Genomic DNA, 17,083 nt, shown 5'->3' with positions numbered 1-17,083 from the left:
TTCAGCGGCCCTTGGCCGGCCATACCGGACGGTCCTCGAATTCGACCGCCACGACCGTATTCCATTCATCCAGCAGCGCGGCGGGCAGGTCGATCGAGAGCCGACTGACACTGTGATGCCCGTCGACACCGCCCGAGAACCCGCTGACGACTTCCGTCCGGTAATGGAGCGGCTCGCCGGTCTTAACCAGCCTGACGTTCCGAACCCGGCCGCCCATCTCGCGCAGCTCCAGCCGGAAACGGGGAATATCCCTGACGTGCAAGTACACTGTGTTCCCCTTGACGGTCGTCGGACCGTAAAACGCCGGAGGAAAATGCGCCGGCGTTCTTTGCGTGCCGTAAACGCTCTCGCCGGAATGCCGCAGCCAGGCGCCGATCGCTTCCAGCCGCGCGAGCGCCGGCTCAGGCCAGGTGCCGTCCGGACGCGGGCCGACATTCAGGAGCAGATTGCCGCCCTTGCTCGCGACCTCGAGCAGCGTGTCGAGCAGCGCCACCGGCGGCTTGTACGTATCGGGGTCGGAATGGTACGCCCATTGATGGTTCATCGTCAAACACGTCTCCCACCACTCGTCCGGCGGATGCAGCGGCACGAATTGCTCGGGTGTCTCGTAATCGCCTGCGTCCGGCAGCCGGTCGTTGACGACGAGATGCGGCTGCAGGTTCAGCATCATCCGCTTCACCTCGTGGCTGCGCCAGCGGTCCGCGCCGAACCCCGGCACGTCGAACCAGATCAGGTCGATCCGCCCGTAGCCCGTCAGCAGCTCCCGCAGCTGCTCGACGAAGCGTTGATGAAACGACCACCAACGCAGCGGATCGTAAACGTTGGGCTTCGGCGACTGCAGCCAGGACGCGATCGGAATCGTCGCAAAGTCCGGATCGTGCCAGTCGATCGTCGTGAAGTAGAGGCCGACTTTAAGTCCTTCTTCCCGCATCGCGTCAACATAAGGTCCGATCAGATCGCGCTTCGGTCCCCGCCGCGCGGCGTTGTAATCGGTCGTCTTCGTGTCGAACAGGCAAAACCCGTCATGATGCTTGGCGGTCAGCACGACGTACTTGGCTCCCGCCTCCTTCGCCGCGCGCGCCCAAGCCTTCGGATCGTAGCGCTCAGGATTGAATTCGTCCGCCAGCGCCTCGTAGGCTTCGACGCCGATCGCCTGGTCGCTCTTGTCGAGGAGCGGCCACGACGCCTCGATCTCCCTCAAAGAATAAGGTCCCCAGTGGATAAAAAGGCCGAATCTCGCTTCGTCGAACCACTGCGCTTCCGGGTGCAATGCTCTCATGCCCAAGTCGCTCCTCCCGATGCGGCGACGCGAGAGCTTCCGCTCCGCGGCCGCTTATTTAACGCGATACTCCTCAAAATAACGCGGCAAGATCGTCGTGGACGCGCCGGGCAGCTCGGGCAGCTTGTAAAATCCGTTCGCCACCTCGATCGGCTCCTCGAAAATATGCCGAATCCACGGAATGTATTCGAGCATGATCGCGTTCGGCGTCGCCGCCACAAGATGCTGGTGAATCTGTCCCATGTCCCCGACGTGCGGACAGACCGGTAGATCGTACGCGGCGGCCAGGCCGGCCACCTGCAGCCACTCGGTCACGCCGGCGACCCGCGTCACGTCCACCTGCACGTACTCGACGGCGCCCTGCGAGATATAATCGCGGAACGCGTATTTGTTGTACACATGCTCGCCGAGCGCGATCGGCACGTTAAGTTCGTCGGCGAGCTTGCGGTGACCCGGGATGTCGTCGGGATTGAGCGGCTCCTCGAGCCAGATCAGGTCGAACTGCTCCAGCTTTTTGCCCCAGGTCATCGCCGTCGTGATGTTCCATTGCTGATTGACGTCGATCATGAGTCCGGCCTCGTCGCCGATCGCCTTGCGGACCGCCTGCACCCGGTCGAAGTCCTCGCGCGGGTCCGGCTTGCCCACCTTCATTTTCACCGCCGTGAAGCCCTGCTCCAGCATCGCCGTCATGTCCGCGATCAGCCGCTCCTTGCTCCAGTTGAGCCAACCGCCATTCGTATTGTACGCCTTGATCTTGTCCGGCTTGTGCCCGCCGAGATACTGCCAGAGCGGTTTGCCTGCCGCCTTGGACATGATGTCCCACAGCGCGACGTCCACGGCCGCGAGCGCCATATGCGCGATGCCCGCGCGTCCGATCCAGTGCATCGGCCCGAAGCGCAGATCGTCCCAGATGCGCCTGACCATAAAAGGATCCTTGCCGATGAGCGCCGGCGCGTAATAGCGGTCGATCGTATCCGCGATCATCTCGTCGCCCTTGGCGGTCGTTCCGGTATAGCCGTAGCCGACGATGCCTTCGTCGGTCTCGATGCAGACGCCTGTGACGCCCCAGTGCGTCGCGACGTTGATGGCGTCCGTGATGGGCGGCGTGATCGGCACGTGCAAAATAAAGCTTTCGGCTTTCGTGATTTTCATCGGTATCCTCCTGGATTCAAAAGTGCCTTGAGTGCATTAGCCTTAATAGCCGAGCGAGGCTCCGCCGTCTACGGGCAGCGCGACGCCCGTAATGAACCTCGCGCCGTCCGAGGCGAGGTATAAGGCTGCGTCCGCGATCTCCTCCGACGTAGCGGGCCGCCCGAGCGGATGCATGTCGGCAAGCAGCCGGGTCGTCGCCTCCGGATCCGGCTGCCGCAGCCGCCATTGCTCGAGCAGCGGCGTCATGACGCCGGCGGGGCACAGGCAGTTCACGCGGACGCCGTCAGGCGCGTAATCGAGCGCCAGCGACTTCGTCATGGCGATAACCGCCCCCTTCGTGGATGCATAGACGGCGTTTTGCTTCTGGCCGACGAGGCCGTTCAGCGAAGCCATATTCACGATGTTGCCCTTCGAGCGGCGCAGCGCCGGGATCGTATGCTTGATCGTCAGGTACACGCTTTTCAGGTTGATGGCGATGACGCGCGTCCACTCCTCCTCGCTCACCTGTTCGAGCGGCTTGGGCAATATCGCCGCCGCGTTGTTGAGCAGCACGTCGATCCTGCCGTGACTCCGCAACAGCTCCGCCACGGTGCTTGCGACATCCGCTTCCGACGAGACGTCCGCGCGCACGGCGCAGGCTCTCCCGCCTTCGGCCGCTATTGCGTCCGCGACACGGCGCCCGCCTTCGGCGTCGATATCGACAACCGCGACGACCGCGCCTTCTGCCGCGAAGCGGCGGGCGGACACCTCGCCGATCCCCGAAGCGCCGCCCGTAATCAGGCAAACCTTGTCGTTTAGAACCATCGCGTCTTTCCTCTCCTTTCCTTTAGACAGCGGGACTCCTCCATATCGGAAGAGCCCGAACCTGTCCGCTCACATCGAATCCGTCAATCTGCCGCAGCTTCGAGCAGATCGGCCAGCGCCCAGTGCCCCGCGGGCACGTCGGACCATTTGGAGACGCCGCCCGCTTGCGCAGGCGCGCGGCCCAGCACGCGGTTCAGCAGCGTGACCGCTTCGGCGCGCGTCAGCGCCTGACCGGGACGGAACGTGCCGTCCGCGTAGCCGCCGATCCAGCCCGATCCCTGCGCCTGCTTGATCGCCGCTTCGGCCCAGCTGCCGGCCGTGTCTTTGAAGCCGGCGCCCGGCGTGCCGGAAGGCTGCGCGAGCTTCGCGGCCAGCGCCGTCATCTCGGCGCGCGTGACCGCCTGATCCGGGCGGAACAAGCCGTCCGCGTAGCCGTTCATCAGTCCGAGCTTGGTGACGGCGGCGATGTCGGCCGCGGCCCAGTGGCTGGCGGACACGTCGCCGTAGCTCTTGGCTTGCGTATCATTTGCGCCCGCCGTGCCAGCCGTGCCTGCGGCAAGCCTCGCCACGATCGTTGCGATTTGCGCCCGCGTCAGCGCCACCCCGGGCCTGAACGTGCCGTCCGCAAAGCCTTGAATATAAGCCTGATGCGATGCTGCCGGCCGGTCGCCCAGCTTCAGCAGGGTGAACGTGCTGAACTTGTTCACGGTAATTTTCAATCCTTTGCCGCTTCCCAGGTCGACGATCTCGCCGCGCTTCAACTCGGTCGAACCGTCGCTGTGCTCGACGTAGACGCCCAGCCTATCCGCGCCTGCGCCGGCGGCTTCGCCGAGCGGCAGCACGACATCGACGTCATGTCCCTGCCCATTCGTGTCGATCGACAGCGGGCGCCCGATGACGGCCGCCTCTCCGCCGTACGCGGCCTTGACGACGCTCGACGCGTTCGCGCGGCTTTGCGCGCCCGTCCGGTCGGCCTCGCTCTTGAGCGGCTTGATCGTAAAGACAAGATCCGTGCCCGCCGCGCCAAGCGACGAAGCCGGAATAACGATTTTAGAGCCGCCGATCGCAAGAGCCAGGTCAAGCTTGCCGTCCGCGAGTTGCTTCGCGATGTCCGTCGGCACCGTCACTTTTGTCTCGGATACTTCGTCCCTCGCGTCGGAAATGGCAAGCGTAATCGACTTGGCGCCAGCTGCAGCCTGCTTGGCGATCGCATCCTTGACCGACGCGCCCGCCAGCGTCAATTCGTCCCGCTTCGTGCCATCGCCAAGCGTCATACGGCTGACGTCGACGGAGATCGCGCCGCTGCCGGCAGTGCCTTCCACGCTGCCTTGAACCTTTTCAGGCGCAGGCGTTTGCGGGGCGGGGCCGGACGGATTTTGCGGCACGACGTCCGCGCCGGACACCGTATTATAAGCCAGGCCGTCCGCAAGCAGCAGCTCGCCGGATTTTTTAACGACCTTCACCGTATGCGTGCCGTTCGCAAGTCCATCCAGGTGGAATACGTTCTGCTGCAGCTTGAGCGTGTCGCTATAGGCGCTGCCCGTACCTCTGGCTTCCCCGTCCACGTAGACGTCGAAGTCGCCTTGCGACGGGCCGGTCGGCATGTTCAGCGCGAAGCCCGTTCCTTTAAACGTGTAACTGTAGGAATCGCCGTTTTTTGTCGTAAAGTGGATGTCGCTGAACGCATCTCCCTTAAAGCCGAACGTGAGCGTCGTCGCGCCGGACGGCAGCGATGCCAGATAGGAAGCGCGAATCGTGACCGCATTGCCGTCCACGATATAATCCGTTCCTGCCGCCAGCGTTTGGGTTCCGTTCTTGACGTCGATCAGGCTGCCGCTGTCGCGAAGCAGGGTCACCTTCGCGTCCGCCGGCTGCGCCGGATCGAATCCGACCGCCTCCTCGCCGAGCAGGCTCGGTTTTTCGATCCGAAGCGCGTCCAGCAGCATGAATTGGCCGTTTTTCTTGACGCCCTTCAGCGTATGCTGGCCGTTCGGCAGCCCCGATACGCTGTACACGGTCTGGAAGCCCTTGCGGACCGCGCTCCGCGTATCGACCGTCGAGACGAGCTGGCCGTCCAAATACACTTCCATATCGCCTTGGGAGTTGTCCAGCTCGGTGACGATTCCGATGCCCGTGCCCGAGAAGACGTATGTGAACGAATCGCCGTTGTTTTCCGTAAACTGCACGTCGCCCTGATAGTCGCCGTACGGGCGGCCGCCGTTGTTGTTCCAGGAGCCGCTGTACGCGATGCCCGCATCGCTGTTGTTCACGAGCACGTACCGAAGGCCGGGCGTGTCGGTCACATTGATCGTCAGCGTCTGCGCCGCGCCCCCGCTGAACGAGAACGCGAGCTGCGCGGTGCCGACAGGCAGCGTGGCCAGATACGACTTTGTTATCTTAACCGTCGCGCCGTCGACCGTATAATCCGTGTCCGCCGCCAACGCCTTGTCTCCGTTCGCGATGCCGACAAGCGTGTTGCCGTTCAGCGTCAGCGTCGCGGAAACGTCGGCTTGGTTCGCGGGCTTCTTGTCAAAGGAAGCCGTCTTCGGGTTGATCGCGCTGCTCTGCCCGCTGATCGTGACTGTCTTCGTCTCCGAATCGCCGCCAGCGAAGGAGAAGGCGAGCGTCGCATCGCCGGCGGCAAGTCCCGCGAAGGCGTCCTTTTTCACCGTGACCGTACCGTTTGCGATCGTGTAGTCCGCGGGACTTGCGAGCGCGCTGTCGTTCAGCGTCACGCCGTTCAAGTAGCGGGCGTCCACCTTCAGCGCGGTCGCAATATCAGCCGGATGCTCCGAGTCGAATGCGGCTGCCGCCGGGTCGATCAGATGGTCGACATGCACCTTGAGCGCATCCAGCAACGCATAGCCGCCGGACTGCTTCACGCCTTTCAGCGTATGGGTCTCGCCGTCAAGCCCTTCGACCCGGTAGACGGTCTGCTGCACCGAACGTCCGCCGCCGTCGTGCGTATCCGCCGTGCCCTGGAGCGCGTCGTCGAGGTAAATGTCGACATAGCCCTGAGAGCCTTCTTTTTCGGTAATATAGTCGATGCCCGTACCTTTAAAAGTCAACTGAAACGCATTGCCGTTCCCTTCCGTCCAGTGGACGTCGTTCGAATAATCGCCGAAGCCACGATTGTCGCTGTCGTTCCAGCCTCCAATGTACTTAACGTCCGTATCGTCGTCATTCACTACGTAATAATGATCCGCGGCGGCCAACGTCAGTACGTTTGTCTGTTGAACTTGAACGAGATCGGCTTCCTGAAGGGCATCCGGCGCAAACCCCGGCGCCGCCGCGCCGACGTTCACCGTCAGGTCCTGCGACTCGGCCGACACTTCCTTGCCGCCGTTGCGCGTCCATTCGCCGTCATAGACGAAGCCGGTGTCGTCGTCGTTCACGAACGACATGCCGCTCTTCGCCGTTACTTTAAACAGACGCGACGCATGCGGATCGACGCTTTCCGCCGTGTAGCCCTTCTCGAACGTGCCGAGCTCGCTGTGGCTCCACAGGTCGCGGACCGATGCCGGACCGTCCAGCCCGATATCCCGCCAATTGACCGTGATCGATTCGGCTTTTGTGCCAAGATTGAACACCGCGACGTTATAGGTACCGTCTCCGTTGTTCGCATACCACACCTGCTGGCTTGTCGCGGTCGATACCGGATGCGCCGGACGGCCCGCCTGATTGACGGCGATCACCTCGTCGTTCGTCAGCAGCTGGAGACCGAAGCTGTCGAGGCGAGTCAGGTCGTTGCCCGTATACAGCGGCGCGGCCGATACGGACCAGAACGTCATCGCCGTCTGGCGCTCGTCCTTGGTCAGGCCGTCCATCGCGCCGTTGCCGACGTTCAGGGAGTCGAAGTCGTTCCAGCCGGTGCGGGGACCCGCGTCGCGCCACCAGATCGCGGCGTCCGGGAACAGGCGGGCGATGTTCGCCCACTGCGTCAGGCCGACCTTCGGGTCGTAGGACTCGACGTCCCAGTTGACGCGCCAGCCGTTGGCGTACTTTTTCCATGCGTCCGCGTAGTTGTGATCGAGCGCCCAGGACAGCTCGAACCAAATATTGTGACGGGCGAGCGCCTTGGACCAGGCGGCTACGTCGTCGCGCGCGTCGATCGTCGTATCATTGTGGCCGGAGCCCGGCGTCACGCTGACGAACTTGACGAAGTCGATGCCCCAGGAGCCAAGCAGATCGGCGATCGAATCGATGTAAGCCTGCGCGCAGCCGGGATTCGTTTGAAAGTCGATCTTGTAGCCGATGTTCCAATAATCCGCATACTGAATGGGCTGCTTTGTGATATCCCGAATATGGCAGCTTTCCGTGCCGTAGATCGGCAGGTTGGCTTTGTAGGCATCGGGCGACAGGCCGGGAATCAGGTAAATGCCGATCTTCTGCCCGTTGGCGTGGACATAATCGATGACGTCCTGAAAGCCGTCCGGATACAGCGTCTCGCTCGGAATCGGCCGGGCGTATTCGTCCATGCCGCCGTTCCAGCCCGCGTCGATATTGATATAGTTGTAGCCGTGCGATTGGAGCTTTTCGTGCATCGCGTCGGACATTTGCTTGATCTTCGCCGCCGACGTCCAGTTGCCGGACGGACCGTCGTACACCTGCATGCTGTAGCTGCTCCAGCCCATGTACGGCTTCTGCGCCAGCTCTTTGTTAGCTGCGGCAGCCCGGTTCGCGCCCGGCGCGACGAGGCCGAGCTGCGCGAAGAGCGCGACGACGAGCAGCAAGACGAGACTTTTTTTCTTCAACAATCGATGCAAACGGATCAGCCCCTTATCGAATGAAATCATTCTTCATGAACCGGCGTCCACCTTGCGGACGATCTCTGCGCTTGTGCGTATCCGACTTAAGGAAGCGCTTACCGAAGAAACCAAAAACATTTATCGTCTTGCCCCTGCGGCGGTATCAGAAGCCCGCCTCCCCTCGATTTCCTTTTCGGGCATGACAAGCCAGGCCTTCCGGCTTTGCGGCCAGAAGGCCTGTGCTGCGCGTTATTATGCAGGCTGCCCGCTTGCGCTTAGCTTGTGCTTCGCTTGCGCTTACTTCGCGGCCTTGTCGTATGCTTGCTGGAGAATTTCCAGGTAACGGTCCAGCTTCAGGTCCTTCAGACCCTTCACGTAGCTGTCCCAGTCTTTGTTGAGGTCAAGATTGCCCGTGATGAATTGAAGCTCGCTGCGCTCGATGTAGTTCTTGAGGTTCGTCTGAAGAATGCTGGCTTCGTCGGTGAGCGCCGGATCGATCCAGAGCGACCAGAGCGGGAACAGCTCCTTCGGCTCGTGGCCTTGGTACTCGAGGGTCGCTTGATACAGTCTGCGCTCGTAGCCGGCCGAATCGTAGATGTCCGTCGCCGAGACGAAGCTGTCGCGGTATTCCTTCGGCTGGTAGAAGTGGGCGACGCCGCTCCAGCCCGCATTGCGCGGCGCTTCGCCTTCGGTCGCCGGAATCGGCTTGAACTGCGCCTTGATGCTCTCGTCCAGCGCGACGTCGTCCGGACCCGGCTTCTCCCAATCGATGCCTTCCATGCCCGATGCGCCGTTCGTCTGTCCTTCCGGCGTGAACATATAGTCGACCATCTTGATCAGCGCAACCTGCGCTTCCTTGCTCGCTTTGTTAGTGATGACGAACTTGGCGCCCGGATCGACGCCGCCGCCGTCATGCGTCGCCAGCGAGCCGTGCGGACCGGTCAGCGGCGGCAATGCGTCGTAGTCGGCGGAGAAACGGTTGCCTTTGTCGATGTTGACGAAGATGGCGGGGTGCATGCCTGCGCCTGCGCCGAGAATTTGTGCGTCGCCGTTCTCGCCGATCTTCTTGAACGCTTCGGCGTTTTGCGTGAACGCGCCCGGATCGATCAGCTTCTCGTCGTAGAGCGACTTGATATAAGCGAGGCCTTCCTTCCACTCCGGCGTGATGGCCGCGGATACGACCTTGCCATCCTTCAGATTCAGGTAATTGCGGTCGTCGTCATAGACGAAGCCGTTCATCAGGTAAGGCACGACGCGGACGCCGAAGTCTTCGATCGAGCCGCTCAGCGGCACTTCGTCCTGCTTGCCGTTGCCGTTCGGATCCTTCGTCTTGAACGCTTCGAGCATCGCCTTGAATTCTTCGGTCGTCTTCGGAGGCTGGATGCCGAGCTGCTTCATCCATTTGGTATTGACCCACATTTTGTTCGGATACGAGCAGTGGAAGCATTGCGTGTAGGAGACGAGGCCGTAAATGTTGCCGTCCGGCGCCGTAATGTATTGCTTCAGGTCGGGATGCGCTTCCATCGCCGCCTTGATGTTCGGGCCGTATTGATCGATCAGGTCGTTCAGCGGGACGATGACGCCCTGCTTGCCGTACTTGAGCAGATCCGCTTGCGAGAAATGATCGATGTAGGAAGGCAGGATGTAGGCGTCCGGATAGTCGCCGCTCGCGAGGGAGATTTGGCGTTTTTCCTTCGCGCCGTCGGACGGGTTGAGCTGCCAGTCGAACTTGATGTTGAATTTATCCTCGATAAACTTGGAAAATTTGTTCGTGGTCAGGTCGATGCCGGACTCCTGGATCGAAAATACTTTGATCGGAACCGGCGCTGCGGATGCCGCATCGCTTCCCGACGCGGATGCGGAAGCGGACGAGGACGAGGATGAAGCGCCGCCCGAGGAGGCGGACGAATTGTCGTTTTTCGCGCAGGCCGCGAGTGCCATGCTGAGGGCGATGACGATCGCCAGCAGACTTACGATTCTCTTTTTCAAGTGGGTCGCTCCCTTTTCTTGGATAGTTGCAGGCTAAGTTTGCGGCAGCGTGCTACATACGCATCCCCCCTCTCACATTCGCCGCCCGACGGCGTTATCCCTTCACGGAACCGACCAGCATGCCCTGTACGAAATAGCGCTGCACGAACGGATAGATAATGAGCACGGGCAGCGTCGCCACGACGATCAGCGAATACTTGAGCAGCTCGGACAGCTGCTGCCGCTCGACCATTTTCATCGCATCCATCATGCCGGAGCTGTTGTTCTGAATGATGATGCTGCGCAGCACGAGCTGCAGCGGGAACAGGTTGGCGGACTTTAGGTAAATGAGCGCGTCGAAGTAAGCATTCCACTGACCGACGGCATACATGAGCACGAGCACGGCGAGTATCGGCTTGGAGAGCGGGATGACGACGCTGCGCATAAAGCGCAGATCGCTGCAGCCGTCGATCTCGGCGGCCTCGGCGAGTTCATCGGGTATCGAAGCCTGGAAAAACGTGCGGGCGATAATGACCTGCCACACCCAGATCGCGTTCGGGATGAGCAGCGCCCACCGGGTATCGATCAGGTGCAGCGACTTGACGACCATGTAGGTCGGGATGAGGCCGCCGCTGAAAATCATCGTGAAGGTGACGATCATCATGATGGCGTTGCGTCCGAAAAACGTTTTGCGCGACAGCGGATAGGCGATCATCACCGTCAGCGCGACGCTGATCAGCGTGCCGGCGGCCGTATAGAAGATCGAATTGCCGTAGCCGGTCAGGATCGCGGGCGTGTTGAAAAGCGTCTCGAAGCCCTTGAAGGAAATGTCCACCGGCCAGAGGAACACCCGTCCGGACGTGACGGCGGCGGGGCTGCTGATCGAGCTGCTGACAATGTAAATGAGCGGATACAGGACGGCGATCAGCACGATCGTGAGGATCGTATAGACGACGGCCATGAACAGACGGTCGCCGGTCGATTCCCGGATCGCCGTTCGCTTGGTTGCGGCTTGTGCTTGCATGTTCGAATCTCCTTTCTACCAGATGCTATTGCTCGTCAGACGCTTGGCGATGCCGTTGACCAGGAGCAGCAGCACCAGATTGATGACCGAGTTGAACAGGCCGACCGCGGTGGCGAAGCTGTAGTTCGCGTTGAGCAGGCCGATGCTGTAAACGTAGGTCGCAATGATTTCCGAGGTCGACTGGTTCAGCGGATTTTGAAGCAGGTACACCTTTTCGAAGCCGATCGCCATCACATTGCCGACGTTCAGAATGAGGATGACGACGATCGTGGGCAGGATGCCCGGCAGGTCGACATGAATGATCTTCTGAAAGCGGGAGGCGCCGTCGACCTTGGCCGCCTCGTACAGCGTCGGGTCGATGCCCGCGAGCGCCGCCAGGTAGATGACCGCCGAATAGCCGGCCGTCTGCCAGATGTCGGACCAGACGTAGATCGAGCGGAACATGCCGGGCTCGCCGAGGAAGTTGATCGAATCGAAGCCCAGATGGTTCAAGGCGACGTTGGCGAAGCCGAGTCTCGGCGCGAGAAACAGCATGATGATCGACACCATGACAACCGTCGAGATAAAGTAAGGCGCGAACGTCACGAGCTGCACGATGCGCTTGAAGCGTCCGCTGCGGATCTCGTTCAGCATGAGCGCGAGCAGGATCGGAATCGGGAAGCCCGCCAGCAGCAGGTAGCCGCTCAGCAGAATCGTATTGCGGATCAGATCCCAGAAGATCGGGTTGTCGAAAAAGAGCTTGAAGTTTCGCATCCCGACCCAGGGACTGCCCCAGATGCCTTTGATAACGTTGTAATCTTTGAAGGCGAGCACGGCGTTCGCCATCGGGTAGTACTTAAAAATCAGAAAAAACAAAAGCGGCGGTAGGACGACCAGGTACAGCTGCCAATGCTTTTTGAAGCTTTTCCTGGCTTCGAGCGTCCGGCTCCTTTTTATCCGCTTGCGGATCGGCTGCGTCTGCGCGTTGCCTTCCCATGCGATTTCTCCATCCATCGTCGACGATCCCCTCCTATCGTTCCCTAGCGCCGATTTTGCTTGGCAGCGCTTTCTACAGGTCCGATGATAGCGCATCCAAATCGTCGTTCGGTAGGTACAAATCGGTATTTCGGCGTACCAAAAACCCGATTTGAAGGAGCCGATTCGCCATAGAACGGCCCATTTTCCGCGAAACTGCGCGTGGACGGGCCAGCGGAAAACGGTACGGTCGATCGGGACGCGCCGGAGCGGGGATACAACGCAAAAAAACCGTCAGGGGAATCCCCCGACGGTCGCATTTAGAAAAGCTAATTCAATCGAACGACTGTCTGTACGCGCTCGGCGATACGCCCGATACCCGCTTGAACGCCCTGCGGAACGAATGCGAGCTGTTGTAGCCGACCCTGTACGCGATCTCGTCGATCGTGGCGCTTCGGTCCCGCAGCAGCTCGGCCGCGCGATCCATGCGGATTTTCTCCAGATAATCGGACAGATTCGTGCCGGTGACGTCCTTGAACAGCTGCGAAATGTATTTTTCCGGCCGCTCCACCTGCTCGGCGACCTTGTAGAGCGTCAGTTCGGCGTCCGAGTACTTTTCCGCGATATACTTCTTGATCTCCTCGACCGTCTTGTGGTGCAGATCGTTTTTTTTCGCGGCCACGACGCCGCACAGCGTATCGGTAATTTGGCCGATCTCTTCGCGGACCGCCTCGAGCGAATCCGTCTCCTGGATGGCAAGCGTCCGGTTTTTGACCGATTCGAACGGTTCGGCGGATTGGAACGCTTTCTGATCGAGCACTTTGAGCAGCGTCCCCTTTAACTCGCCGACCAGCTGCCGCTTCATGTCCGGCGAGAGCTCCCGGCTCTCGGCGTTGCGCGCGAGCAGCTCCTCCACCATCCGGCGCGCCTCTTCCCGCTCGCCCGCCCGGATCGTGCCGATCAGCCGAAGCTCCGTCTCGAGCGGATAATAATAGGTCGCGCTCTCGGAGCGGATGTCCCGATGCCATAAAATATCCTTGCGGACGGCATAATCGGCATACTCGAGCGTCTCCCGCGCCTGCTCGCTCGAGCGGCTGACCTCCAGCGCCGTGGCGAAGCTTTCCCCGAAGGCGGCGGTGACGGAAATTTTGTATTCGTCGAACAGGCGAACGGCCAGCGGCCGAAGCTTGCTCTCGAGCTCGCGCTCCCCGGCCTCCTCGGACTGCTCGGGCAAATAGCCGAACAGCGCGGCCACGCGATCCGAGCCCATATCCGTCATCTGCAGGTCGGGAAACAGCTCGCGCAGGTTTTGCTTGACGAGCAAACGCGCGGCGTTCAATTCGTTCAAAATCTCGACCGTGTCGATGCCCGCGTACCCTTCGATGCGCAAAATGCCGACGGCGCCGGACGCGAAGCCGAACCGAAGGCCTGCCTGGTCCGCCGCAGCTTCGGCCTCGTCGCGCGTCTGGAATTCGCCGGCGAGCAGCCGCTTCAAGTAGGCGTCCTGCACGAGCGGCAGCTGCCGGTCGAGCTCGCTTTGCAGCCATTTGTTGTTCGTCAGCATGTTGGCGACGTTGCCGTGCAGGAAATCGTAGGCGTTGCCGAGCGGCGGCTGATCCTTGGCGAATTGATCGCGGAATACGCCTAGCAGCCGGTTGATCGGCGCGCTGTTCCGGTACGACAATACGATGCCGGCCAGCAGTCCGACCACGAGCGCTACCGCCGTCACCGTCCACGTGATGAATTTAATATGGTTCGCGTTTTCCATGAGCACGGCCTTGGGGATGCCGGCGCGGTACGTCCATCCCGTCTTGTCCGACTGGATGGCGATGACGAGGTCGTCGCCGTAAAACTGGCTCTGTTCGTCCGCACGCAAGCCGTCCGTCCCGTTCAGACGAGCGATTTCCTTTTCCTCAATGCCTTGCCTGCTGATCGTCTTGCCTTCGCGGTCGCTGATGTACGTCCAGCCGCCGTACCGGTCCTTCAGTCCCGTCAGCAGGCTCTGGATCGTCTTCTCGTCGATGATGACGACGACGGTCGCCGGCGACGCGTCGACGAAGCTGTCCAATGGAAGCGATTGCATATACGAAATGACGGATGTCTGTCCGTCGCCGTCCTCGAACGGGCTGAGCGGCAAAATCTCCCGGCTGTGCGGCTTGTTCAGAATCGTATTGCGCCAGTCGTCCAGCGTCATGTTGCGGTAATGCGCGGTCTCGTAATAATGCTCGGGACGGAAATAAGCGGAGCCCGGCGTCAGGACGACGTTATAATTTCGCAGATAAATATAGTAGTTCCGCAGGAAGTCGTTCGTCTGGCCGAAAACCATAACGTTCCGCAGCACGTTCCAGATGCTGTACAAATTGACGTCGCCGTCGCTCTTTTTCTCGTTCATGAGCACGAACAGATCCTGGTTCAGCGCCAACTGCCGCGTGAACCCCTCGACCTCGGCCATTCTGCGTTCCAGCAGCTGCTGCGCGTTCTGCAGCTGAGTAACGCCGTTCTCGATGGAGATCGTCTGCGTGACCTCGATCGAGGTCCGGTAGGACATATAACCCGCGATGCTGGGCAGGATCAGGATGACGAGGTAGGAGAGCAGAAAGTTGCGGTAAATCCTCGAATGCTTCGGCAACGCCCGACCCCCCTTTTTCTAGTAGCACCATTATACACGAAAGACAACTACCGGTCCGCCTGGATCGGCAGCCCCGTAGTTGTCGCAGCTTTGCGTTCTATCTTTCGGTTGGGAGCGCGGAGGAGGCGATCAGCTCGGCGTCCACGGCGACCGTCTCGCCGGCTTGCAGGTTCAAACGAATCTCGCGATTTCCGTATCGGAGCGCAGTCTGCAAGGGAGCACCGGCCCGGATCGTCGCGCCAGTCAGCTCTCCGTCCGCCCAGACAAGGTCGACCTCGGCGTTGCCCCTTGCCTTCAGGCCTCTTATGCTGCCGGTATGCCAGCTCGCGGGAAGCGCGGGCAGCAGATGGATGGCGCCGCCGTGACTTTGCATCAGCATCTCCGCGAAGGCGGCCCCCCCCCCGAAGTTGCCGTCCGCGACGAAAATATTGCTCTCCGCCCCCGCGATACCCGCCTTGGAATACGTCAGCAGATTGTCGAAGCAGAGCCTCCCGACGAGATAAGACAGCTGGCGCAGCGCCAGCTCCCCTTCGCCAAGCCTCGCGAAGCCGCCCGCGAACAGCGCGAGCGTGAACTCCACGTCCTCGAGCTCGGCCGCGTCCATCCGGTTCGCGAGCGTACGCTTCGCCGCTTCGGCCAGCGCAGGCGTATCGCGCGGGGTGATCTGCGCGCCGGGGAACAGCGCGTGCAGATGCGAGACGTGTCTGTGATCCGGCTGTGCTTCGCCGTAATCCTCCAGCCATTCCTGCAGCTGACCGCCCGCGCCGATCTGCAACGGCGGCAGCCGGCGAATCGCCGCGCTCAGTTGCGCCTGGAAGGCTGCGTCCGTGCCCAGCCGCTCGGCTGCATCCAGGCAAAATGCGAACAGATCGCGCACGAGCACCTGATCGAGCGTCGCGCCCATGGACAGCGCATAGCTGCGGTCGCGGTCTTCCCCGACGTAGAAGCTGTTTTCCGGCGAATTGGAAGGCCCGGTGACGAGCCAGCCCGTCTCCGGATGGACGCTCATGTAGTCCAGGAAAAACAGCGCCGCCTCCTTGAGCACCGGATAGGCGCTTCGCCGCAGAAACTCGTCGTCGAGCCCGTATTCATAGTGAACGCGCAGCTGCTCGGCCAGCCACAGCCCGCCCGTCACGTTCAGTCCCCACGAATAATGCCACCCCGGCGCGGTGAAGCCCCAAGCGTTGGAAAACACGTGCGCGACCCATCCCGGCGCGCCGTAGAAGTCGCGTGCGGTGCGGCGTCCCGCTTCCGCCAGGCGCTCCACGTAGCGCAGCAGCGGCAGGTGACATTCGGCCAGATTGGCCGCCTCGGTCGGGAAGTAGTTCATCTCCGTGTTGATGTCGAGATGATAATCGCAGCTCCAGGCCATGCGGTTCGCCTCGCCGTCGTTCCAGATGCCCTGCAGGTGGAGAGGCAGCGCCGAATCCTCTCGCGAGCCGGAGATCGTGAGATAACGTCCGTATTGGAAAAACAGGGCGAACAGGCCGGGATCGTCCACGCCTTCGCGCAAGCGGCTCATTCGTTCGTCGAGCGGCAGCCGTCCGCTCTCCCGGGGACTGCCGAGCGATACCGCCACGCGGTCGTACAGCTTGCGGTAGTCGGCGACATGATCCTCGCGCACCTTCGCGTACCCTTTGGCCGCCGCCCGGTCGACCGCGATCGCGCATTCGCCGCGCCAGTCCTCGCCTTCCCTGCCGTAATCCGTGCTCGCGGCGACGTAGATCCACGCCTCGTCCGCCCCCTCGACGACCAGCCGACCGCCATGCGCCGTCACTTGCCCGCCGCGCGTTACGACTCGGACGCGTCCCTCGGCCCGCACGCCGCATTGGCCGTCGCTATGCATCGTCTCGGTCGCCCGGCCCGCGAACGACAGGACGCCTGATGCGGCATCCGCCGACGAAGTGAAGCGCTCCGTCCGTCCCTCGAGCGCCAGCGCGAACGATACGCCGCCCGGTCTTGCGCTTGCCAGATGGCCGGCGATGACGCCGTCCGGATGGCTCGCCAGCGCTTCGCGGCGGATGCCCGTCCGATCCTCGCAAGCGAACGCGTACAGCGCCGTCTCCAGGTCGAGCTCCCGCGTCACGCCCCCGCCGATGACGTCCCTGAACGTCACGATCAGATCGCACAGCGGCATATGCGTGCCGAAGTTCCCTTTTTCCGACTGCAGCAGCGCTGCTGCGCGCTCCTCGCCGGCGGCATAGTCGCCCCGCCAGAAATTGTCTCTGAGCGCCTCCAGATCGGCTTTGTCCCGCGGCGCGAACGGCGTCTCCTCCGGCTTGCCCGACCAATAGGTGATCTCGGTCAGGCACCAAACCTCGCGCGCCGCATCTCCGTATATGACCGCTCCCATTTTTCCGTTGCCGAGCGGCAAGCCCTGCTTCCAGCCGTCCGCGCCTTTGTCGTACCACAGCTTCGTATCGTTCATCTTCCGTTCACCCTTCGCGTTTCGATCGCTTCCGCCGCTGGCCCCGATGCGATTTCATTTGTTTGATCGTCCGCAAGCTGACGCGAACGCTTTTCAT

Annotated in this window: 9 protein-coding genes; all 9 read right to left on the bottom strand. The window is 61.7% G+C overall.

Annotation, left to right across the window (positions count from 1 at the left end; genetic code table 11):
* Position 1: 1 nt before the first annotated feature.
* The 9 genes from KVT38_RS03700 to KVT38_RS03660 all read right to left on the bottom strand — a co-directional run bounded on the left by KVT38_RS03700 (position 2) and on the right by KVT38_RS03660 (position 16,986).
* Positions 2–1,279 carry an alpha-L-fucosidase gene (locus KVT38_RS03700; protein WP_217592345.1) on the bottom strand — a complete coding sequence of 426 codons (1,278 nt, stop codon included), beginning with the start codon at positions 1,277–1,279 and terminating at the stop codon, positions 2–4.
* Positions 1,280–1,333: 54 nt separating this feature from the next.
* A complete protein-coding gene (locus KVT38_RS03695) occupies positions 1,334–2,431 on the bottom strand; it encodes a mandelate racemase/muconate lactonizing enzyme family protein (RefSeq protein WP_217592344.1) in 1,098 nt (365 codons plus the stop codon).
* 42 nt (positions 2,432–2,473) lie between these two features.
* Positions 2,474–3,235, bottom strand: coding sequence for an SDR family NAD(P)-dependent oxidoreductase (locus KVT38_RS03690; protein WP_217592343.1), 762 nt, complete (start codon positions 3,233–3,235; stop codon positions 2,474–2,476).
* Positions 3,236–3,318: 83 nt separating this feature from the next.
* Positions 3,319–8,001, bottom strand: coding sequence for a X2-like carbohydrate binding domain-containing protein (locus KVT38_RS03685; protein WP_254638956.1), 4,683 nt, complete (start codon positions 7,999–8,001; stop codon positions 3,319–3,321).
* A 279-nt stretch (positions 8,002–8,280) separates the two neighbouring features.
* Positions 8,281–9,972, bottom strand: a complete 1,692-nt coding sequence (locus tag KVT38_RS03680) for an extracellular solute-binding protein (RefSeq protein ID WP_483298155.1) — start codon at positions 9,970–9,972, stop codon at positions 8,281–8,283.
* Positions 9,973–10,066: 94 nt separating this feature from the next.
* Positions 10,067–10,975: a carbohydrate ABC transporter permease gene (locus KVT38_RS03675; RefSeq protein ID WP_217592341.1), complete on the bottom strand. Its 909-nt coding sequence runs from the start codon at positions 10,973–10,975 to the stop codon at positions 10,067–10,069.
* A gap of 15 nt (positions 10,976–10,990) precedes the next feature.
* Positions 10,991–11,968 (bottom strand): ABC transporter permease, encoded by a 978-nt coding sequence (locus KVT38_RS03670; RefSeq protein ID WP_217592340.1) that lies wholly within the window; start codon positions 11,966–11,968, stop codon positions 10,991–10,993.
* Between the two features lie 295 nt (positions 11,969–12,263).
* Entirely contained in the window at positions 12,264–14,558 is a 2,295-nt protein-coding gene (locus tag KVT38_RS03665) for an AraC family transcriptional regulator (protein WP_217592339.1), read from the bottom strand.
* Between the two features lie 97 nt (positions 14,559–14,655).
* Positions 14,656–16,986, bottom strand: coding sequence for a glycoside hydrolase family 95 protein (locus KVT38_RS03660; RefSeq protein ID WP_217592338.1), 2,331 nt, complete (start codon positions 16,984–16,986; stop codon positions 14,656–14,658).
* Between the last annotated feature and the right edge of the window lie 97 nt (positions 16,987–17,083).

This window comes from Cohnella sp. GbtcB17, assembly GCF_019091135.1.
Classification (GTDB): domain Bacteria; phylum Bacillota; class Bacilli; order Paenibacillales; family Paenibacillaceae; genus Cohnella.
Note: the sequence above shows the minus strand (reverse complement) of the source record. Positions and strands in the feature narration are given on the sequence as shown.

What these genes read in the sequence shown, in the direction of transcription:
- KVT38_RS03700 (WP_217592345.1), bottom strand. Translation starts at nt 1,279, where the DNA reads ATGAGAGCATTGCACCCGGAAGCGCAGTGGTTCGACGAAGCGAGATTC.
- KVT38_RS03695 (WP_217592344.1), bottom strand. Translation starts at nt 2,431, where the DNA reads ATGAAAATCACGAAAGCCGAAAGCTTTATTTTGCACGTGCCGATCACG.
- KVT38_RS03690 (WP_217592343.1), bottom strand. Translation starts at nt 3,235, where the DNA reads ATGGTTCTAAACGACAAGGTTTGCCTGATTACGGGCGGCGCTTCGGGG.
- KVT38_RS03675 (WP_217592341.1), bottom strand. Translation starts at nt 10,975, where the DNA reads ATGCAAGCACAAGCCGCAACCAAGCGAACGGCGATCCGGGAATCGACC.
- KVT38_RS03670 (WP_217592340.1), bottom strand. Translation starts at nt 11,968, where the DNA reads ATGGATGGAGAAATCGCATGGGAAGGCAACGCGCAGACGCAGCCGATC.
- KVT38_RS03660 (WP_217592338.1), bottom strand. Translation starts at nt 16,986, where the DNA reads ATGAACGATACGAAGCTGTGGTACGACAAAGGCGCGGACGGCTGGAAG.